The following is a 20,761-nucleotide window of genomic DNA, read 5'->3' on the forward strand; positions in this document are numbered from 1 at the left end:
GTGGATCAGCCCTTCATGCCGGAGGTGGCCGTGGCGTGGGTCGTCGGGGTCAGAAGACGGGTGCGGGGCGGCGGGCGCGCAGGGCGACGCTCAGTGTCTGGGGGCCGTTTCCACCGATGTAGACACGGTTCCCGGTCGTCGCGTCGGTGCCGCCGACCACGGTGTGGTCCTGACCCGGGTCGTACCGTAGTACGTCGTTGCGGTCCGGGCCTGCGAGGGGTTCGCCTGCCTCGACGTCGACCTCGACGCGGATCTCGTCGTCACCGACCCGGTAGGTCATCGGCCCGGTGGTGATGCACCAGCGTCCGTCGCCGATCGGTGCGGCACCCTCCGCAACTCCCCCTGGGCGGAAGGTCAGTTCGAGGCACCAGGGCACTCGTGGTCCGCTGATGTCGATGTGCAGATCGGCGCCGTCCTCCCGCAGGTCCGCTTCGACGCGGGTCGTGTGGGAGACCTCGTCGCGGGGGCGGTCCGGGAAGGCCAGCGCGGCCGAGAAGCGGCCCTCGTCCGCCATGCGGTAGACGCCGTCACCGCGTCGCCGGTCCGGTGGAAGCGGCTGGTAGTAGGCGGCCGTCAGGGTCTCGGTGAGCCGGTACCGGTTGTCGGCGAGCCGTTCCGTGTCGGCGGCGCGGAACGGGCCCAGGTCGAAGAAGCCCCGGGAGAGACGGACCGCGTCGAGCACCGCGTCGCCGACGAACAGGCGCAGGAAGGTGGGGTTGCAGGCGAGGCCCGAGCGGATGCGCCGGTGCTCGGGCACGTCCGAGCCGCCGTAGAGGACGCTGTGCGCGGCGGTGGAGGTGCGTGAGGCGAGGCGTGCCGTGGTGAAGTACCGGTGACGGGGCAGGAGTTCCGGCTCCGCTTGCGGCAGCGGGCGGCACAGGTCGGGGGTGAGGATACTCTCGGCGAGCAGGTCGGGGTCGTCGATGCCGCCGGACGCCGCCCAGTGCGCCGCTCGGCTGAAGTCGCCCCTGCCGGTGCGGATCGCGAGCAGCCGGTAGTGCGCGAGGTAGGGCGCCAGCGGGAAGCGCCCGCGCTGGTCCTGGCGCCGCGAGTGAACAGTCTCCACGGTGCCGTCCGGCCTGATGAGGTCCAGGGTCGCGGTGAGGTTGCGTTCGACGGCATCCCGCAGATCGGGGCGGTCGAGGACGTCGGCCAGAAGCAGGAGCGACGGGTTGGAGACGTGGGAGGCGTAGACGGCGCTCCGCTCCGAGTACAGCCCCTCCGCGTCGATGTCGACGCCCTCCGCGAGCCACTGCCCGACGCGGTCGAGCAGCCGGTCGTCGGGGAAGGACCGGTGCAACCGGGCCAGTGCCGCGCACAGTTCCCAGCGGTGGTTCGGGGTGTGCACCCCGCCCGCCAAAAGGCTTTCGGACGCCGCGCCGGCGATCTCGGCCAGCGCGGCCGTGACGTCGCGCAGTTCCGGACCCGCGCCCGCGGCGAGGACGTGCGCGTCGCACACGTCGTTGACGGTGAACGCGGAGTCCGGCGGTGACTGCACGTTGTCGCCGCCCGCGAAGAGGCCGGTGCCGGTCTGCGCGGTCCGGAGGGCGCCGAGGTGGGCCAGCGCGGCGGCCACGGCATACCCGCTGCCGTGCAGGGCCGAGTCCGGGGAACGGTAGGCCGCGACCAGAGTCTTCACCCGGCGGGCCAGGGCGCGGTGGGTCACGCCTCCGAGCTGCCCGTCGGGGTCGGCCGCCAGCGGGGCGGCCGACCGGTCGGCGGCACCGGCCACCGCGCGGACGAACTCGTGGTCGAGCGGGGTGGACAAGGTCAGTCCTTCAGGCCGGCGTTGATGTCTGCGCCCATGACATACCGCTGGAAGACCAGGAAGATCACGATCAGCGGGATCATCGAGATGACCGAAGCGCCCAGCAGGACCGACCAGTTGATGTTCTGCGCGCCGACGATGCTCTGGATGCCGATCTGCACGGTGAACTTGTTCGGGTCGTTCAGCATCAGCAGCGGCCAGATGTAGTCGTTCCACCGCCACTGGAAGGACAGGATCGCGAGGGTCAGCATGATCGGCCTGGAGAGCGGCACCATGATCCGCAGGAAGATCGACAGCTCCCGGGCTCCGTCGATGCGGGCGGCTTCCACGAGTTCGTCGGGGACCGTGATGAAGAACTGGCGGAACATGAAGCAGCCGGTCGCGGTGAGGACGGCCGGGAGGATGATGCCGGCGAACGAGTTGTAGAGGCCGAGGTTGCGGACCACCAGGAACTCGGGGGCGAGCATGACCTCGCCGGGCAGCATCGTGGTGGCCAGGATGCAGATGAAGAACGCCTTGAGCCACTTGTTGTCGTACTTGGCCAGCGCGTACCCGGTGCAGCAGCTGACGCCCACCGTGAGGATCGTCGTGATGACGCACACGATGGTCGTGTTGATGAAGTACTGGGAGAAGTTGGCACTGCGCCACGCCTGGGAGTAGCCCGACAGGGTGGGGTTGTGCGGAATGAAGGTCAGCGGATACGTGAACAGATCCCCGGCCGGCTTGAGGGAGCTGAGGATGAACCACAGCACCGGCAGCCCGTAGAGGCACGCCAGAACCCACAGCAGTGTCGTCGCGGGCACCGCACGCCGGAGACCGCCGTCGCGCGAGTTGCGGGGTCGCTTCTTGGAAACGGCTCGTCCGGAACCGGCGTCGACCTTGCGCGGCATGTCTGTGGTTGTCATCGGTTCTCCACCCGCCGGTTGACGATCAGCTGGATGATCGCGACGGCCATCAGGATGAGCATGAGCACGAACGACGCGGCGCTCGCGTAGCCGATCTGGCCCCGTTGGAAGCCGGTCTGATAGATGTACTGGACCAGCAGATTGTTCGACGTTCCGGGTCCGCCGTTGTTGAGGGAGACGAACACCGGGTATTCCTTCATCGCGTTGATCGTGTTGAGCAGGATCACGATGAAGGAGGTGGGCGCGATGCTCGGCAGCGTGATGCTGATGAACTGGCGCCAGGGACCGGCACCGTCGAGCGAGGCGGCCTCGTAGTACGACACCGGCACGTTCTTGATCGCGGCGATGAACAGCAGCATCGAGAAGCCCGTCCAGGCCCAGGACGCCGCGAACACCACCACGATCAGCGAAAGGTCCGCGTTCGACTGCCACGGAACGGCCGACCCGCCGAACTTCTCGATGACGTAGTTGACCAGACCGAAGTTCTCACCGAACAGCCACCGCCACAGGACACCCACGACGATGGGCGACAGCAGCCACGGGATGAAGAAGATGACACGGGCGACGGACGCGCCCTTGGCGTGCTTGTTCACCACCAGGTTGGCGGCGAGCAGCGAGAGCGCGAAGTTCAGCGGCACGAAGAGCACGGCGTACAACAGCGTCCGGGTCAGCGCGTCGTAGAAGGTGGAGTCCCCGAACAGGTTGTGGTAGTTCTCCAGTCCGATGAACTGGAACGCCCCCACACCGGTGTAGTTCGTGAAGGAGTAGACGAGCCCGATCACCGCAGGCCACACGAAGAACAGCGCGAAGAGCACGACATTGGCCGCGATGAGGACCAGCGGCGCGAGGGTGTAGGTGCTGCGTCGTTTCCTGGGCGGCCTCACGGACACGTCCGCGGCGCTTTTTGTCATCTTCCTGACTTCCGTGCTGGTGGATGGATTGCTGTGGGCCCACTCCGTGAGCCCGGCATCACGCGGGGGGGCCAGGGCCGGGCGGCGGTGTCTCGACGCCGCCGCCCGGGCCCCTGGGCCTACGATCAGCCGCCGACCGCCGTGTTGTAGCCGTCCACGATGTTCTGCAGGGCCTTGTCGACCGACTGCTGGCCGTTGATCGCCTTGCCGAGCTCCGTCTTGGTCGGGTCGGTGGCGAGGCTCTTGCCCTTCAGCACCCAGTTCGTCTGCGCGTTGTTGAAGTAGCCCGAGATCGGGGCGTACAGCGGGATCTCCTCGTTGTAGAGCTTGAACGCCGCCTGCGCCGCCGCCGACTTGAAGGGGTACTTCGGGCTCAGACCGCTCTCGACCGGGAGGAAGCCGGAGGTCTCGACCAGCTCGGTGTACTGCTTGGGCTCGTACACCCAGGACAGGAACTTCTTCGCGGCGGCGGACGCGGCTCCGTTGTTGTTGAAGCCCACCATCATGCCGCCGCTGTTGACGTCACTGGCCTGCACCGGCTGAGCCGGGGTGGGGACGCTCGCCCAGTCGAACTTCTTGATGCTGTCCGCGAAGGAGGCGACCTGCCAGACACCGGACCAGTAGGCGACGACGTCACCGCTCTGGAACATGGCCGACGGGTCGGCGCCGCTCGTCCACACCGACTTCGGCATGGTCTTGTCGTCGTTCAGTCCGACGAAGTACTTCACGGCCTTCTTGGTCGCGTCGTCCACCGAGAACTTGCCGGAGGAGTCCGCGTGGACGTACTTGCCGCCCATCTCGTACACCATGGCGCGGAGCCGGGACGGCGACTGGTCGAAGGTCAGGGAGTACTTGGCGCCGGTCTTCTCGCGGACCTTGTTGGCCGCCGCGATGAACTCGGTCCAGGTCCAGGTGTTCGAGGGCGAGGCCGGCACGGCGACGCCGGCCTTCTCGAACAGCGACTTGTTGATGAACAGGCCGGACGCGGTGACGTCCGAGGGAATGGCCAACACCTTGCCGGACGAGTCCTTGGCGAGGAAGTTGGAGTTGATGTTGTTGGCCTTGTTGCCGGTGATGGAGCTGAGGTCGATCAGCTTGCTCGACCAGATGGGGTCAAGGGCCGGCACGTCCGCCACGTCGGGCAGCGAGTTCGCCTGCGCGGCGTTGTGCAGCTTCGTCGGGTACCCGTCGTAGGGGATGTTGACGAGCTTGACGCTGACGCCCTCTTCCTTCTTGTACTGCGCCACGAGCTTCTTCCAGCCCGCGTCCTGGCCCGGGACCGTGGAGATCCAGAAGGTCAGCGACTTGGAGGTGCCGCCGGAGCTGGAGCCCGACCCACAGGCGGAGAGGAGCAGGGCTCCTGCCGTGGCCGCGGCAGCGAGAGGAACCATACGGCGCACGCCGCCGTGGACGAGTCGGCGGGAGCGCCGCGCACTCACTCTGGTCATCTTCGATCCCTTTTCTTCGTAGCGGAGGAAGCACGGCGCCATCCGAGGCGGCACAGGTGCATTCTGCAGAAAGGTTCGCTTTCCGGGGGCGTGGCCTCGCCCGGCCTCGCCGTTCTGTCGGGTGGCATCCCCGGCCCTCTCGGCCGCTGCCGCACAAGCACACCCTGGTGCGGTTGCCGTACTTCTCGTACGGGCGGGAGGCTCACTCCGAGTCGACGTCCCGGCCGACTTAGAAAGCGCTTGTCCGGACATTGGCAGACCGAGTCCGAGGCCGTCAATCCTTCACCCCCGCGGCATCGGTCACGGTTTGGACTCCTCTGGCGACCGCGAGCCGCGCGGCGCCCACCACGGTGCCGAGATCGCCGACAGTGCTGCTCACCACCTCGGTGGGCCAGCTCAGTCGTCCCAGCTCGGCCCGCACCCCGGGCAGCAGCTGCGGGTCCGTGCCCGTGCTCCCGCCGAGGACGATCAGTCCGGGGTCCAGTACGGCCGCCACGGCCGCGGCGAGTCTGCCCACGTCGGCGGCGTGCCGGCCGACCAGGGCGGACGCCGTTCGCTGCCCCTGCGCGGCCAGCGCGAACAGCTGGTCGGCGGTGTCCGGACAGGGCCCGTCCGCGTTCTTGTCGGCCCGCCAGGCCGCGGCGGCCCGGCGCAGCAGCGAGCGGGCGCCGACGTACTCCTCAAGGGCCTCGCGGCGGGGCTCCACGGCGTCGTCCCAGGGGTAGGGCAGCCGGGCCAGCTCACCGGCCGCGCCGTTCGCGCCGCGCAGCACATGGCCGCCGACGACGATGCCGAGACCGATACCCACGCCGATCCGCAGATAGCCGAAGGTGTCGCGACCCCGCGCGGCGCCCTCGTGCAGCTCGGCGAGCGCGGCACAGTTGACGTTGTTCTCCAGGTGGACGGGCACTCCGGGCGGGAGGGCGACCGTCATGGCGTCGAACACCGGGCCGGCCTTGGCGGTCGCGGGGCGCATCCCGGCGCCCGCCCGGTTCCGCGCGGCCACGTCACCGACGGCGACGACGACCGTGCGCAGCGGAGTACCTGCGGGCAGCGCGTCGAGGGCCTCACGCACGGCGTCGGCCGCGTCCTCACGGGACTCGGTGGCCTCGGCCAGCAGGGTTCCGTCGAGGGCGCAGCCGCGCACCCGGGTGAGGGCGGGGCCGAGGTCGACGGCGAGTACGGCGCCCGCGGCCGGGCCGAGCCGGTAGACGGCGGCGTTGCGGCCGGTGCCGCCGGAGGCGGTGCCGGAGTGGGCGGCGAGCCCGACGCTCTCCAGTTCCACGACGGCGGAGGACACCGTCGGCTTGGACAGACCGGCCAGGCTTGCGAGCTGCGGGCGGGTCGCGCTGCCGGCTTTGGCCAGCACCTCGAACACCGCGCTCGCGCTCTCGGTCAGCCGAGACGCCCGCGCCACGATGTGTTCCACACTTCCCCCAGTTCACAGGCCGCGCGCCCGGTGGGTGTCCATGGGCTGCGGCGACGGGATGTCCTGGCGTCACGCGGGCCCGGACGGTGGTTCCCGTTGCCTGATACGCGATGCCTCTTGACGCACTGTACTTCGTTAGTTAACTTCCTAACGAACGTCACGGTACTCGCCTGCCGTGTTCCGTCAGAAGCCCGTCCCGGGGCTTCCCTAGTGCTTCAACTTCCGTCCCCCCGGACACGGTTCGCCCACCGTCGCAGCACAGCGCAACGACGAAAGAGGTTCCGTGCAGGACTCCACGCCCCTCGTGGTCGGCATCGACGTGGGTGGCACCAAGACACATCTGCGCGCCTGCGCGGGCTCGGATGTCGTCGCCGACCACATCCGCGCCAGCAGCGGCTGGCGGCCGCACGACATCGCGACCGCCGCCGACTGGCTGACCGCACTCGTCCATGACGCCCTGCCCGCACACGCGTGCCCGTCCGCGGTCGCCGTGGGCGGGCACGCGTGCGAGACACCCCGCCAGTGCGCCGAGATCCGGGCCGCCCTGGAGAAGCGTCTCGGGATTCCCGCGCTCGTCGTGGGGGACGCCGAGCTGCTCGTCCCCGCGGCCGGGTTGGACAAGGGGGTCGGCCTGGTGGCCGGCACCGGTTCCGTCGCGGTGGGCCTGCTCGCCGACGGCAGCCGGCTCCAAGTGGGCGGCTGGGGCGCGGTACTCGGCGACGAGGGCGGCGCCGCCGGCCTGGTCCGCGAGGCGGCCCGCGCCGCCTGGGCCGCGCACGACCGGGGCGAGGCCCCGGACCGACTCGCCCTGGGACTCGTCGAGGCGTTCGCCGTGGCCGAAGTTCCTGCGCTCGGCGCCGCGTTGGAAAGCGCTTCCGACGTCTCCGCCGACTGGGGCCGCCATGCCCGCGTGGTCTTCACCGCCGCCGACGCCGGCTCGCTCCTCGCACGCGAGGTGATAGCGGAGGCGGGCCGGTCCCTCGCCGCACTCGTCGTACGGCTCGCCGAACGCGGCGTCCCCGTCGACGACGTGGTGGTCGCGGGCGGCACCGTCCTCGCCCAGCCCCGCCTGTACGACGCCTTCACCACGGCGCTCGCCGAGCGGGTGCCGGGGGCCCGGCCGCAGCCCGTCCGGGTACCGCCCGTCGAGGGCGCGGTGGCACTGGCCCGATCGATCCTGTGAACCGCACGGCCCCCGTTCACCCGGGGGTCACGCGACGGACGCCGAACCCTCTCCACCTGGACACGGCCCGCCGCAAATCTTCGCACGTACGCACCAGTTGACGAATGCGCTTTCTCACGTCGTACGGTGCACCCCGAACCACAGCCGATCGCACCACCCTTCCCTGGTCCCACGACCTCACCGGTCGCAACGGCCGTAGAACTCAAGAGAGGCACACCCATGCCGTCACCCGCCGGGCACCGCACGGACGCCGGTCGACTTGCCGTGAACAGACGTGGATTCCTCAAGACCTCGCTCGGCGCCTCGGCCGGTGTGGTCGCCGCGCCGACGCTGGTCGGCTGGCTGTCAGCGGCGGACGCCAAGGCCGCCACGGCTCCGCTCGCGTTCGTGGACGACTACAAAACGAACGTCATCGCGAACCTCACCCCCGAGACCAACGCCGTGGTCCGGGTCCTCGGCGGCATGGCCCGGATATGGAAGACGGGTGCCGCCTGGAACACCGGCACCCCGCTGCGGCCCGAGATCCTGCGCGCCAACATGCGGTACTGCATCGACCTCACCGCCCGCCGCACCGAGGCGCAGGCCAAAGAGGCGTTCCTCTACGACCGGCAGCACCAGAGCTACGCGATGATCGCGGGTCTGGGTCCCCTGGCCGACCTGTACAAGTCCGGTGCCCTGGCGGTCACTTCGATCACCAGCGCCCCGGACGGCACACCCGCCACCAAGATCGACGACGCCGTCCCGGCCGGCGCGCCCGCCGGTGCCGCGCTCGGTGCGGGATCGCACGACTCCGCGCTCGGCAAGGTCGCCGAACTCGTCGACACCCTGCGCGGCAACTACGCGTCGGGCAACCCGAGCAAGTACGCCTACCAGTACCCGCGTCCGTGGCGGATGAACGAGAGGAGCGAGGTCGTCGACACCGGTGCGGTCGACTCGCTCGGCTACCCGGTCTACGACTCCCAGGTGGTCGTCGCCCCGCAACTCCTGCGCCAGCGCAGCACTTCCCCCGTCGACGACGGCGGCTTCCCCAGCGGCCACACCAACGCCTTCCACCTGGCGGGGCTCGCCTACGCGTACGCCGTACCGGAGCGCTTCCAGGAACTGGTCACCCGTACCTTCGAGTTGAGCCACACGCGGATCATGGCCGGCATGCACTCCACGGTCGACGTCATGGGCGGCCGCATCATGGCCACCGCACTGGCCGCCGCCACCCTCGCCGACCCGGCGAACGCCGAACTCAAGGCCGCCGCCCGGGCCCAGGCCCTCGCCTACTTCGAGGCGCGGACCAGTACGACGGCGGACACCCTGTACGCCTACGCGCACTCGGCGACCACCGCGACCGACCCGTACGCGGACCGGACCGCCAACTCCCGTCTGGTGAAGCCCAAGTTCACCTACGTCCTGACCCGCAGCGGCAGCGACAAGGAGCTGACCGTGCCCAAGGGCGCGGAGGTCCTGCTGGAGACCCGGCTGCCGTATCTCGACGCGGCCCAGCGGCGTGAGGTGCTGCGCACCACCGCGCTGCCCTCCGGTTACGTCCTGCTCGACGGCTTCGAGCAGTGGGGGCGCCTCAACCTCTTCGCGGCGGCGGACGGTTACGGCTCCTTCGACTCCGATGTCGTCGTCGCCCTGGACTCAGCGGCCGGGGGCTTCGGCGCGGCCGACGCCTGGCGCAACGACATCGACGGCTGCGGCGGCCTGACCGTGCAGGGCACCGGGACGCTCACACTGACCGGGCACAACGCGTACACCGGCGGGACCGTGCTCAAGTCCGGTGCGCTGGTGGCCGGTTCGGCGCACGCGCTCGGCCACGGGGATGTGAGCGTGCTCGGCGGCACGCTGCGGGTCTCCGGGTCCGCGCAGATCCACGGCACCTACGCCCAGCAGTCCGCCACCCTGGAGATCACGCTGCGTTCGGGCCACCAGCCCGCCGTCCAGGTCACCCGGCGCGCGACGCTCGGCAGGGGCAGCGCGCTGTCCCTGCAGCTCGACGCCGAGCACCCGCCGGCCGCGGGCTCCACGGTGCGCGTCCTGGGCGCCTCGGCGCTGCGCGGCCAGTTCGACAGCATCACGCTGAACTCGGACAGGCTGCGGGCCGTACCCGTGTATACGGCGGAAGGTCTGTCGGTACGACTCCTGAAGCGGTGACGCCCCTGGTGGCGGGAGCGATGCGACAGTAGGGCCATGACCCGGCTCCGGATCGCTCCCGCCACCGAACGGCCGGCCTCACCGCAGGGCGGATGATGGCGCGCGAACAGCACTCGGTCCTCGACCCCGGCACTCTCGACGACGGCAGCGGCCCTCCTCCGCCGCGCGCCGCGGAGAGCCGGCCGGCCCGTCTCCGCGCCGGGCTGCGGCGCCACCGGCGGTGGCTGCTGCCGCTCCTGGTGGCGCTGCTCCTCGCGCAGATGGCCGCCGTGATGGTCACGACCGCCGTACAGCAGACACCGACGATCGACGAGCCGGTGTACGTGGCCGCCGCCACCGTCTATCTGCGCGAGCACAGCCTCGACTACAACCCCGAGCACCCGCCCCTCGGGAAGCTGGTGATCGCCGCCGGGATCGCCCTCGCCGATCCTCACTTCGACGCGTCCTACAAGGGCGACCAGGGCGAGTTGGGCCGCCATCTGCTGTACGAGTCGGGCAACGACCCCTGGCGGCTGATGTTCTGGGCCCGGCTGCCGGTGATCGTGCTGACGCTGCTGTTCGGGCTGGTCGTGTTCGCCTTCGCCCGTGAACTCGTGGGCGCGGCACGGGGGGTGGTGGCACTGTCCCTCTACGCGTTCTCCCCCGACGTGATCGCACACGGCTCGCTGGCCACCCTCGACGTGCCGGAGGCGGGCTTCCTGCTGACCTCGGTGTGGCTGCTGTGGCGGGCCCGGCGGCGGCCCCGGCTGTATGTCCCGCTCGCGGGCGCCGCGCTCGGTGCGGCCGTGGCGACGAAGATGAGCGCCCTGCCCGCCGTACCCGTGCTGATGCTCCTGGCCGTGGCGTCGGTGTGGTGCGCCCGCCGTCCCGCCGACCGTGACGCGCGGCGGCGGACGCTGCTCCTCGGCGCCGCGAGTGCGATGGCGGTCGCGGTGGTCGCGGTCGCCGTCGTCTGGGCCTCGTATCTGGTGGTGGACCCCCACCTGCGGTTCGCGTCCACGGAACCGGTGCACGCCGTGCACGGGCTGCGCGGGCGGGTGGTCGAACTGCTGCCGTTCCCGCGGGCGTTCCTCGACGGGATGCGCATCCAGTTCGGTCTGGAGGACTACCCGTGGCAGGGCTTCCTGTTCGGGCACCTCTACACGGGGTCCCACTGGTACTACCTGCCCGCGGCGCTCCTGGTGAAGACCCCGCTCGGCATGCTCGCCCTGTGGGCGGCCGGTGCCGTCACGGTCGTGGCGGTACGGCGGCTGCGGCCGGCGGCGCCGTATCTGCTCGTCCCGACGGCCGTGCTGCTGGCCGCGGCGATGGACGGCTCGCGGGACTTCGGTACGCGGTACGCGATCTTCGTGCCGATGTTCCTGGCGGTCGCGGCGGCCTGTGTGCCGGTGCTGCGGTGGCGCTGGGCCGCGCTGTCCACGGGGCTGCTGGTGGCGTTCGTCGCGGTCAGTTCGCTGCGGACGTTCCCCTACTATCTGCCGTACTCCAACGAGGCGTTCGGCGGTCCGGCGAAGACCTATCTGCGGCTGCACGACTCCAACGTGGACTGGGGCCAGGACCTCGGCCGGCTCGCCGACCGGCTCCGTGAGCGCTACCAGGGCGAGCGGATCTGGCTGGTCTACAAGGGCAGCGGTGTGCCGTCGTACTACGGCATCGAGTCGTCCGATCCGCGCAAGGCAGGACTGCGCGAGGTGCACGGTCTGGTGGTCGTCTCGGACACCTCGATCGACAAAGCTCAAGGCAAACTGGCCGAGTTGATCGACAGCAGTCGCCCGATCGATCAAGTCGGTCATTCGATCACCATTTACCGGCGCTGATCGCCCGCTGGTCACAACGCTCTGTGAGCTATGTTGAGTGACCGTGGGAGACAAAGGAGGCGGATCCGTGCCATCGCCGCAGCAGGCACGAGCCCAGGCATCCGCGATCACCTCGGGAAAGACCGACCCGGAAGTCGGGGCGGCGCCGACTTCCCAGCTCCGCGAACTCTTCGACGGGCCACGGCTGTCGCCCGGTCAGCGGCGCATCGCCCAGTACCTGATCGAGCACATCACCGAGGCCGCGTTCCTCTCCATCACCGACCTCGCGGAACGTGTCGGCGTCAGCCAGCCCTCGGTGACCCGGTTCGCCGCGGCGGTCGGCTTCAGCGGTTACCCGGCGCTACGGGAGCGGCTGCAGGCGATCGCCCTGCGCACCCTCGCGGGCGGCCCGGCGGCCGAGGTCAACCGCAGCAACGAACTGCAGGCCGCGGTCGACGCCGAGATCGAGAACCTGGAGAACCTGCGCCGGGACTTCGCCGACCCCGACCGGCTGATCGACGTCGGCCGCGAACTGTCGGCGTCCACTCCGCTGACCGTCCTCGGTCTGCGCATCTCCGTCTCGCTGGCCGAGTACTTCGCGTACGCCGCACGCCGTATCCACCCCGACGTACGGCTGGTCACCAGGGGCGGCAGCGTCGCCTACGACGCGATCCTGCAGTCACGCGAGGCGGGCGGCACCTGGCTGCTGGCCTTCGACATGCCGCGGCACGCGCACGAGACGCTGACCGCGATCCGGGTGGCACGCAGCGCCGGGCTCAAGGTGGCCCTCGTGACCGATCTCGCGCTCGGCGCGCTGGCCGACGAGGCCGACGTCACCTTCGCCACCGGCACCGGCTCCCGCCTGGTCTTCGACTCCTACGCGGCGCCGGGAGTGATGGCCGCCGCGCTGCTCCAGGCCATGACGGACGCCGATCCGGAGCGCACCCAGGCCCGCCTCGAGGACTACGAGCAGATCGCCGAGCAGCACCAGTTCTTCATGCGGGACTGACCCGCCACTCCCCCTCGAACAACTTCACACAGGGATGAATCCACCCATTTCACGCATGAATGTTTTCATACGCCTTGCAAAGCGGACGGCATATATAAATACTGCTCACGGATCGCGTCCGGCCCACTCCGGACCCGTTCCGCACCCGTGAGCCCAGCGCTCGCACCCGCCCCGAGAAAGCACCGGTCCGCCCATGCGCACGCCGCTCCACCTGCCGCGCCGGCGACACCCGTCCTCCGGGGCTCCTCCACGGACACCCCCAGCCGCCGTCTCCTACCCGCGTCGGCGCCAGGGGTGTTCGGTCGGGCATCGCCTGCGCGAGCGCCCAGGGCGGCCCCGGTCATCCCCTAGACCGGGGCCGCCCCACACCGTCGAACCACCCCCCGCGACGCCGCACACCGGGAAGCGATGACATGCAACTCACCACCACCCGCATCAGCCAGGACTGGCCCTGTCAGGTCAAGACGCCCGGCAGCTACGACTGGGAGCGCTCGGCCGCCAAGTGGCTGCGCGAGCTGGTGCCGGCCCGCTACGCCAGCTACCCCGCGTTCATCCGCCACCCCGTGCTGCTGGCCCGCCACGCCCAGATCCAGGTCCAGCACGAGATCCGCGTGGCCCGCACCGCCCTGCAGACGGCACGCGCCGACCTGCCCGGTCTCGGCCTGCCGGAGTCGGTCATCGAGCACACGATCAAGCTGTACGCCGCCGAGCTCCTCCAGCTGCAGCACATCGCGCGCAGCGTCCGCGCGGTGACCGAGGCACTGGTCGGACACAGCACGGGACGCTGACCGGCGCCTCGGACGCGCGGGCGTTCATCATGGGCGGTGCGGCGTCGTGGGACGACGGCGCCGCACCCCCTGCGAACCGAAGGCCATGCCGATGAGTGGCTCCCGTATTCCGGGCCTCGTACTGCCCGGAATGTTTCTGCTGGCCCTCGTCGTGGGCGTGTTCTGGTACTGGCGACACCGCGACGACGACTGAGCGGGCCGGCCGTGCCGTGGTGCGGAGGTCCGTCCTACTGGCCGTCGTCGAGTGTGGTGCGTGACTCCAGGTCCTTGCGGGTGTCGTCGCCGTAGACGCCGTTCTCGTCGCCGCGGATGCCGTACCAGAGCTGGAAGCGGGCGACCGCCTCCTTGAGGGTCGCGTCGTACCGGCCGCTGGTGGAGCCGCTCTCGTAGACGTTGGGGATCCGCAGCAGGCGTTGTTCGAGCTCGGTCACCTGGGGGCCGCTGTCCCCCTCGCGAAGGGTGCCGTCGCCGTCCGGGTCGGCGGCACCCGTGGCGGTGGCGGAGGTCACCGCGGTGGGTGTGGTGACCGGCTGCGCCGTGCTGGCCTCGCCTCTGCCGGGCAGCAGGAGGGCGCAGGCGAAGCCGACCAGGGCTGCGGCGCTGACGCCGATGGTGATGGCGGCCCGGCGGAGTCCGGGGCCGAAGGGGCTGTCGCTCGGTACCGGGAGGAAGTCGCCGCGTACGGGCGGCAGTTCCTGTGTCTCGTCGTCGGAGCCGGAGTACGGCCGGGGCAACGGAACCGACTCGAAGACGGAGGAGTCCCGGCGGGTGTCCCGCATCAGCTCCGCGAGGTTGTCGGAGCGGCGGCGGCGCAGCACACGTGCGGGTTCCAGGACCGGGCCGCCGGACGAGGCTCCCGGTTCGGGCGGTGTAGACACACTGCTCTCCTTCCGTTCCACGCGCACGGATCCGCCATCCTCTGGAGAGATACGCGCGCACGGCGTCAGGAGTTCACGTCACGCCCCGACGAACCGGCGCAGGGACGCCTTCAGCGCGGCAACGAACGCGTCCCGGCGCGTGTCGTCGAGTGCCTCCAGGGAGAGGTAGGGGTTGAGGTCCTCCAGCTCGACCAGCAGCAGTCCGCCGTCGGGGGCGCGGCAGGCGTCGACGCGCTGGATGCCGTGATCGATGCCGTTCCAGTCGATGAACCGCTGCGCGAACTCCAGGTCGGCGGAGGTGGGTTCGTACGTTTCGAGCCGCCAGCGCTGCCCGGTGTCCGGGGCGTACAGGGCGTACTGGAAGTCGTGGTCGACGAAGTAGAAGGACACCTCGTACGAGAAGTCGACGCACGGCTGGACCAGGACGCTGCCGTCGGCAAGGGCCGGGAGACGGTCCGCCGGGACGATCCGCAGACCGATCGAGTCCGCGCCGAGCTTGGGCTTGACCACATACCGGTCCGTGCGCGGGAGCCGGTCCAGGTCCTCGATCCGGTCGACGGTCGGGATGACCGGGAATCCGGCGGCAGTGAGGTCGAGAAGGTACTGCTTCCCCGCCATGTCCGCCCGGCCCGACAGCTGGTTGTAGACGCGGGTCCCGGCGTCGGTCGCGCGCTTGCGGAACACGTCGTACTCCGTCCGGTACCCCAGGACCGGACCGCTGTTGCGGACCACGACCGCGTCGAATCCGTCCATCAGTCCGGCCGCGTCCAGCGGATGACACAGCGCCAGGTCGAAGTCCTCGCGCAGCCGGGAGGTCAGGTCGATGTCCTCGTCGCAGTAGCGGCGCCCGCGCGCCTGGTACGCCAGGTCGGTGACGTACAGGATGCGGGGGCGGGCCTGAGGCGGGGAGGTCATGCCGGTTCTCCTTGGCGGTGGGTGTGGAGAGCGTTCGCGCGTAATGATCAAAACGGTCGTGCCGGATTCACCGGGTGGGCGGTCCGCCTCCGCAGGAGGCTCGGATCCTCAACTCGGGGAGGAGTTCCACGTGTTGGCGCGGGGCCGGCCGCGCTCCGTTCCCGCGCTCGGCGAGCCGGCCCAGCAGCAGCTTCGCGGCCAGCTCCCCCACCGACCGTTTCGGCGGTGCCACGGCGGTGAGCGGGACGTCGGCGAGCGGGGCGACCTCGTCGTCGTAGGCGATGAGCGCCAGGTCGTCGGGGACGCGGATGCCGCGGGCCCGGAGCCGGGGCACGAGCACGATCGCGTCCTCGTCGCTGTGCACGAGGGCGGCGGTGACCCCGCGGCCGCGCACGGCGTCGGCCAGGAAGTCCACGCTCGCCTCGTAGTCGCCGTGTTCGCGGACCGAGGGGGCGCCCGGGGCGGCTTCGAGACCGAGGGAGCGTACGGCCGACTCGTAGCCCGCGGTGATCTGCGCGGCGTGCGGGCCCTCCTGGAGTACCGCGGTGATCCTGCGGTGGCCGAGGGCGGCGAAGTGGCCGACGGCGACCGCGGCGCCGTGGGCCCGGTCGGTGCGCACCCGGTCGAGGGCGGCGGCCGGGTTGCCGGGCGGGGCGGAGCGTTCGACCAGGACGGTGAGTACGCCCCGGTCCAGTAGCCACCGCTCCTGGCCGTCGACGGGCACACCGTCGGACCAGCTGGGCGCGACGAGCAGTCCCTGCGCGCCGCCCGCGAGCAGATGCCCGGCCTGTACGGCGTCCTCCGTGTCGACGTAGCCGGACACCCCGAGGACCAGCCGTCCGCCCTGGGCCCGTACCGTCTCGCGGGCGCCGCGCACGATGTCGGCGAAGATCGAGGCCGTGGTCGGCACGATCATTCCGATCACCGGGCCCTCGGCGGGCTCCCGCCGCACCGGCGGCTCCACGACGGCCCCGCCCGGCCACACCACCGCGCCGTGCAGTCGCCGTAGCCGGCCCTGGCCGGCCAGCGTCTCCACGTCGCGCCGCAGGGTGACAGCGGAAACGCCGAGTTCCGCGGCGAGTTCGGCGACCCGCAGGCTGCCGCGCCGGCGGACGAGTTCGAGCACCCGCTCATGGCGCTGGTCGACATGAAGTCGCATGGGTCCCCCCGAAGGCACGGCCGGTCGCCGTCACTCTATGCCGCGGACCGTATCGACCGTCTCGATCGTCTCGACCGCATCAGCCCGGCGCGCTCCGTCGTGGGGCTCAGGGGACTCAGTTCCCTCTTGGTGCCGCACTGAGTGCCATCCATGTCGGCCTGGTGCTACGTTCCCGTCCATGAGCTCCAAGCCGCCCATGCGGGACGCCCTGGTCGCGGCCGCCTTCCAGCTGTTCCTGGAGCGGGGCTACGAACAGACCACCATCGACGACATCGTGGCACTGGCCGGGGTCGGACGGCGTTCGTTCTTCCGCTACTTCCCGTCGAAGGAGGACGTGGTCTTCCCCGACCACGAGCGCTGCCTCGCCGACATGACGGCGTTCCTCGCGTCCGGCGGCGACGAGCACGAACCCGTGCGGCGGGTCTGCGACGCGGCCCGGCTCGTCCTGCGGATGTACAACGAGAACCCGACGTTCTCGGTCCAGCGCTACCGCCTCACCAAGAAGGTGCCGGGACTGCGCGCCTACGAACTGTCGGTGGTGTGGCGCTACGAGCGCGCCCTCGCCGACTATCTGCGCGGGCGGTTCGCCGGGCGGCCCGACGGCACGCTCCAGGCCGATGTGATCGCCGCCGCCGTGGTCGCGGCCCACAACAACGCGCTGCGTTCCTGGCTGCGTTCGGACGGGCAGCGCGACGCGGCCACCGAGGTGGACCACGCCCTGGGGTATGTGCAGTCCGCCTTCGGGCATCCGCCGGCCCGCGTCGCCGTGCAGTCGCGACAACAGCCCGAGGACGTCGTGGTGGTCGTCTCCCGGCGGGACGCACCGCTGTGGCGCGTCGTCCAGGAGATCGAGTCCGCGCTCGGCCGCGACTGAACCGACAAACACCAGGGTACGCAGTATCTTTACGCTTGGCACTGAGTGCCATACGCTGTGGCCGTGCACGGTGGCACGGTGAGCCGCGCACGTGCGTGCCCGGCTCGGCCGCGCACGCGGGATTCCGGCCGAGCGCAGGGAGTTGACAGCGTGTACCACCACTCAGGATTCGCGACCCGTCCGGCAGCCGGCTCCCCGGCGGGCGTACTCGAACCGCACAGCCCGGACGGGGACACCATCCTCTTCCAGCGCTGCACCTGGTGCGGCACCTCGATGTACCACCGGCTCCTGTGCCCGGTCTGCCAGGGCGGCGACCTGCGCACGGAGCGCAGCGAAGGCACCGGCACGGTGCGCCACTCGACGGTCGTGCACCGCAACACCCCCGCCGCCCGCAATGTGTCGCTGATCGAGATGGCCGAGGGGTTCGTGGTGCGGGGCCGGGTCATCGGTCACCCCATGGGCATCCACAGCGGCGACCGCGTCCGGCTGTCCACGGCCAAGGACCCGGTGCGGGGCGAACCGGTCTTCCAGCTTCTCGACGAGCCGTACCGCGCCTGGCACTGACCGCCGGCCCGGCCCGCGCCGACCGGCAGACGGATCCTGAACGACCGTGCCGCACGGCCGAGTTCGGGTCCGACCGCCGAAGATCGGCCGAATCCTCCTCCACAGGCAACCCACAGGCTCCGCTTCCCGTCCTCCGGGGCGCGAGGGGCTACCGGGACCGACGGGACGCCCGCGTCTGGGGTTCGAGGAGGAGAACACATTGTTCCGTGCCCGGCGAATATGGGTCACGGCCGCGGCGGTGCTCGCGGTGGCGGGTGGGGTGTCCGGGTCCGCGCAGGCGGTACCACCCTCGGACACCGGACCGTTCACGGCGACGGCGACGGCCGACGACGGCAGTCTGCCACCGGGGTGGCGGATCACCGGGAAGGGGTCCGCGCAGCAGCTGGTGTGGCGCTCGGGCAGGCGGGTGCCCATGGGGGACGCCCGGGTCGAGTTCCACGCCGGTGGCCGGCTCCTCGGCGTACCGAGACCGGCGAAGGACGGACGGACCTTCCGGCTCGGCCTCGACAGCGCCACTTCCGGGAAACTGACGGACCTTCAAGTAGTGGCCGGTGGAAGGCGTCTGGACGCCGCGGGAGACACCTCCGGCTCCGATGGCGGACGTTCGGAGGCCGCCGTTCAACGCCCGGCCCCGCTCCCGCCGGGCGCGATCGATCCCGGCAAGCCGGGTGCGTACCGTACGACGACCGGTGAGTACACCCTCGACTCGGTACGCCTGCCCGGGTTTCCGCAGCCGGTGGAGATGCAGGCCGTCGTGGTCGCACCCGAGGGTGCCCCCGGCAGGCGGCCCCTGGCGCTGTTCCTGCACGGCCGGCACTACACCTGTTACAAGCCGGGCACCGAGGACACCGGCGGGGACTGGCCCTGCCCCAGCGGCACCAAGCCCGTCCCGAGCTATCGCGGCTACCTCCGCGACCAGCGACTCCTGGCCTCCCAGGGGTATGTGACCGTGTCGATCTCCGCGAACGGCATCAACGCCCAGGACTACAACGTCGAAGACGGCGGTGCGCAGGCCCGTTCCTCGCTGGTCCGGCAGCACCTGGCCCGCTGGGCCGGCTGGTCCGCCCACCCCGACACCGCTCCCCCGGTCGTCCGCGACGCACCCCGCGCCGACCTGTCCAAGGTCCTGCTGATCGGGCACTCCCGGGGCGGCGAGGGCGTCAACCGGGCGGCGATGGACAGCCTCTACCCGCCGCCGGCCGCGCAGGACGGCTATCACGGCCCGGTGCGCTGGAAGATCCGCGGCACCGTCCTCATCGGCCCGACGATCTTCGGCCAGAACCCGGTGGCCGACGTTCCGTCGGTGACGATCCTGCCCGGCTGCGACGGTGACGTCTCCGACCTCCAGGGCGAGGTGTACGTCGACGGGACCCGTGGAGTCAGCCGGGGAGCCGCACTGCACAGCGCGGTCTATGTCGAGGGCGCCGACCACAACTTCTTCAACACCGAGTGGACGCCGGGCCAGGCCCAGGCACCCTCCGATGACGACTTCTACGACGACCCCGACCAGCGGGACGCGGTCTGCTCGCCCGGTACCGCGACCCGGCTGACCGCCGACCAGCAGCACAAGGCCGGCTCCACCTACATCGCCACCGCCGCCCGGCTGTTCGTCGCCGGTGACGACCGGGCACGCGAGCTGCTCGACGGCTCGGGCCGCCGTGCGCCCTCGGCCGACCCGGCGCGAGTCCTCACCCACGCGGTGGGCGCGAACCGCAGCGCCGGCTTCCTGCCGGACGGTCAAGTCACCGTGTCCGGCGGCAGGTTGTGCTCTGCCGTGGATCCCGATCCGGCCGTCGCCTGCCTGGGCGACAACAACACCGGCCTCTCGCCGCACTTCGCGCAGTGGGACACCGCCAAGGAGATCGGCCGCCGCGCCGTCGCGCTTCGCTGGTCCGCGGCCGGTTCGCCGACGACGGTGCATCCGGACAGGCCGGTCTCCCTGGGCGGCGCCAAGTCCCTCGCCCTGCGGGTGATCGTGCCGCCCAACACCACCGGCACCCGGCTCGACGTCTCCCTCACCGACGCCTCCGGCCACCGCGCGACCCTCGGCCGGGTCCGCGTCGACGGCCTGCCCGGCACCGGGCGCACCGCCTCCTACTGGGCGCGCGAGGTCCGGGTACCGCTGACCGCCGCCACCCGCGCCGGACTCGACCTGGGCCACGTCAAGTCCCTTTCCCTGACCCCGCGTTCGCGCTCCGGCCAGGCATGGCTGATGGACGCCTGGGGCTGGCGCCCCGGCACTCCGGCGGCCGTCGCGGCCCCGCTCCCGCGCATCGACATCGGCCGGCTCACCGTCAAGGAAGGGGACTCGGGCGTCAAGACGTACCGCGTGCCCGTCCAGGTGTCGGGCCGGGGCAGCGGCCAGGTCCGGATCTACGTCACCGACCCGGCCACCGGCCGGGAGACCTCACGCCTGGTGACGGTGCGCCCCGGTGGCCACGACCTCGGCATTCCGGTCAAGGTGGAGGGCAACACACGCTACGCCTACGACGTCCAGCACGACCTGTTCGTCAAGGCAGTGCACGGCGCGGTGGTCGGCGCCCACCACGGTGGCGTGACCGCCGAGAACGACGACCCGATGCCCACGTACACCGTCACCCCCATCGCCGACCGGGTCACCGAGGGACAGCCCCTCAAGTGGAAGGTGACGCTGTCGACGCCCGCCGACGTGGAGATCAACCCCGTGTTCGCCGTCCAACCGGTCACCACGGGGCCGGAGTTGTCCACCCTCGACGTCGACCCGCAGTGGTTCCGCGAGAACTCCGGAGAGGAGCCAGCCCCGGAGCGGCCCCTGTCCAAGGTGCCGAACCTGGCTGTCTGGACGACCGTTCCGGCAGGGCAGACCAGCGCGGAACTCAGCCTGCCCACCATCACCGACCAGGTGACCGAGCAGCCCGAGTCCGTGCTCTTCCTGGGCATGGACAACAATGGCGACCCGCTGAGCGACAGGCCGGTGCTGACCGGCACGGTGCTCGACGCGTCGTAG

Annotated in this window: 16 protein-coding genes; 8 read left to right on the forward strand and 8 right to left on the reverse strand. The window is 70.9% G+C overall.

Annotated elements, in window-relative coordinates; all coding sequences use genetic code 11:
• Nucleotides 1-49 precede the first annotated feature (49 nt).
• The 5 genes from AB0I51_RS39375 to AB0I51_RS39395 form a co-directional block, all read right to left on the reverse strand.
• On the reverse strand, nt 50-1,768 hold the full coding sequence (locus AB0I51_RS39375) for a hypothetical protein (RefSeq protein ID WP_362983190.1): 1,719 nt from the start codon (nt 1,766-1,768) through the stop codon (nt 50-52).
• Between the two features lie 2 nt (nt 1,769-1,770).
• On the reverse strand, nt 1,771-2,673 hold the full coding sequence (locus AB0I51_RS39380; RefSeq protein WP_362983191.1) for a carbohydrate ABC transporter permease: 903 nt from the start codon (nt 2,671-2,673) through the stop codon (nt 1,771-1,773).
• Nucleotides 2,670-3,584 (reverse strand): sugar ABC transporter permease, encoded by a 915-nt coding sequence (locus tag AB0I51_RS39385; RefSeq protein ID WP_362983192.1) that lies wholly within the window; start codon nt 3,582-3,584, stop codon nt 2,670-2,672. The genes AB0I51_RS39380 and AB0I51_RS39385 overlap by 4 nt, the downstream gene beginning before the upstream one ends.
• Before the next feature lie 125 nt (nt 3,585-3,709).
• Entirely contained in the window at nt 3,710-5,032 is a 1,323-nt protein-coding gene (locus AB0I51_RS39390) for an extracellular solute-binding protein (protein ID WP_362983193.1), read from the reverse strand.
• A gap of 274 nt (nt 5,033-5,306) precedes the next feature.
• On the reverse strand, nt 5,307-6,449 hold the full coding sequence (locus AB0I51_RS39395; RefSeq protein WP_362983194.1) for an ROK family protein: 1,143 nt from the start codon (nt 6,447-6,449) through the stop codon (nt 5,307-5,309).
• Nucleotides 6,450-6,744: 295 nt separating this feature from the next.
• Between AB0I51_RS39395 and AB0I51_RS39400 the strand changes: the two genes are divergently transcribed.
• From AB0I51_RS39400 to AB0I51_RS39420, 5 genes are all read left to right on the forward strand, one after another.
• Nucleotides 6,745-7,644, forward strand: coding sequence for a BadF/BadG/BcrA/BcrD ATPase family protein (locus AB0I51_RS39400; RefSeq protein WP_362983195.1), 900 nt, complete (start codon nt 6,745-6,747; stop codon nt 7,642-7,644).
• A 219-nt stretch (nt 7,645-7,863) separates the two neighbouring features.
• On the forward strand, nt 7,864-9,792 hold the full coding sequence (locus AB0I51_RS39405) for a phosphatase PAP2 family protein (RefSeq protein ID WP_362983196.1): 1,929 nt from the start codon (nt 7,864-7,866) through the stop codon (nt 9,790-9,792).
• Between the two features lie 92 nt (nt 9,793-9,884).
• Entirely contained in the window at nt 9,885-11,609 is a 1,725-nt protein-coding gene (locus AB0I51_RS39410) for a phospholipid carrier-dependent glycosyltransferase (RefSeq protein WP_362983197.1), read from the forward strand.
• A gap of 67 nt (nt 11,610-11,676) precedes the next feature.
• Complete coding sequence (locus AB0I51_RS39415) at nt 11,677-12,597, forward strand: MurR/RpiR family transcriptional regulator (protein ID WP_362983198.1); 921 nt, start codon at nt 11,677-11,679, stop codon at nt 12,595-12,597.
• Nucleotides 12,598-13,010: 413 nt separating this feature from the next.
• A complete protein-coding gene (locus tag AB0I51_RS39420) occupies nt 13,011-13,385 on the forward strand; it encodes a hypothetical protein (RefSeq protein ID WP_019067862.1) in 375 nt (124 codons plus the stop codon).
• 227 nt (nt 13,386-13,612) lie between these two features.
• Here the strand turns inward: AB0I51_RS39420 and AB0I51_RS39425 are convergent, their stop codons facing one another.
• From AB0I51_RS39425 to AB0I51_RS39435, 3 genes are all read right to left on the reverse strand, one after another.
• On the reverse strand, nt 13,613-14,263 hold the full coding sequence (locus tag AB0I51_RS39425) for a peptidoglycan-binding protein (protein WP_362983199.1): 651 nt from the start codon (nt 14,261-14,263) through the stop codon (nt 13,613-13,615).
• A 78-nt stretch (nt 14,264-14,341) separates the two neighbouring features.
• The gene (locus tag AB0I51_RS39430; protein ID WP_362983200.1) at nt 14,342-15,178 is read right to left on the reverse strand and encodes a hypothetical protein; all 837 of its coding nucleotides are present in this window, start codon (nt 15,176-15,178) and stop codon (nt 14,342-14,344) included.
• Between the two features lie 67 nt (nt 15,179-15,245).
• Complete coding sequence (locus AB0I51_RS39435; protein ID WP_362983201.1) at nt 15,246-16,337, reverse strand: substrate-binding domain-containing protein; 1,092 nt, start codon at nt 16,335-16,337, stop codon at nt 15,246-15,248.
• Between the two features lie 196 nt (nt 16,338-16,533).
• Between AB0I51_RS39435 and AB0I51_RS39440 the strand changes: the two genes are divergently transcribed.
• From AB0I51_RS39440 to AB0I51_RS39450, 3 genes are all read left to right on the forward strand, one after another.
• A complete protein-coding gene (locus AB0I51_RS39440; protein WP_362983235.1) occupies nt 16,534-17,211 on the forward strand; it encodes a TetR family transcriptional regulator in 678 nt (225 codons plus the stop codon).
• 150 nt (nt 17,212-17,361) lie between these two features.
• The gene (locus AB0I51_RS39445) at nt 17,362-17,775 is read left to right on the forward strand and encodes a zinc ribbon domain-containing protein (protein WP_362983202.1); all 414 of its coding nucleotides are present in this window, start codon (nt 17,362-17,364) and stop codon (nt 17,773-17,775) included.
• Between the two features lie 199 nt (nt 17,776-17,974).
• Nucleotides 17,975-20,761: a hypothetical protein gene (locus AB0I51_RS39450; protein ID WP_362983203.1), complete on the forward strand. Its 2,787-nt coding sequence runs from the start codon at nt 17,975-17,977 to the stop codon at nt 20,759-20,761.

It is taken from the genome of Streptomyces sp. NPDC050549 (assembly GCF_040655035.1).
Lineage (GTDB): Bacteria > Actinomycetota > Actinomycetes > Streptomycetales > Streptomycetaceae > Streptomyces.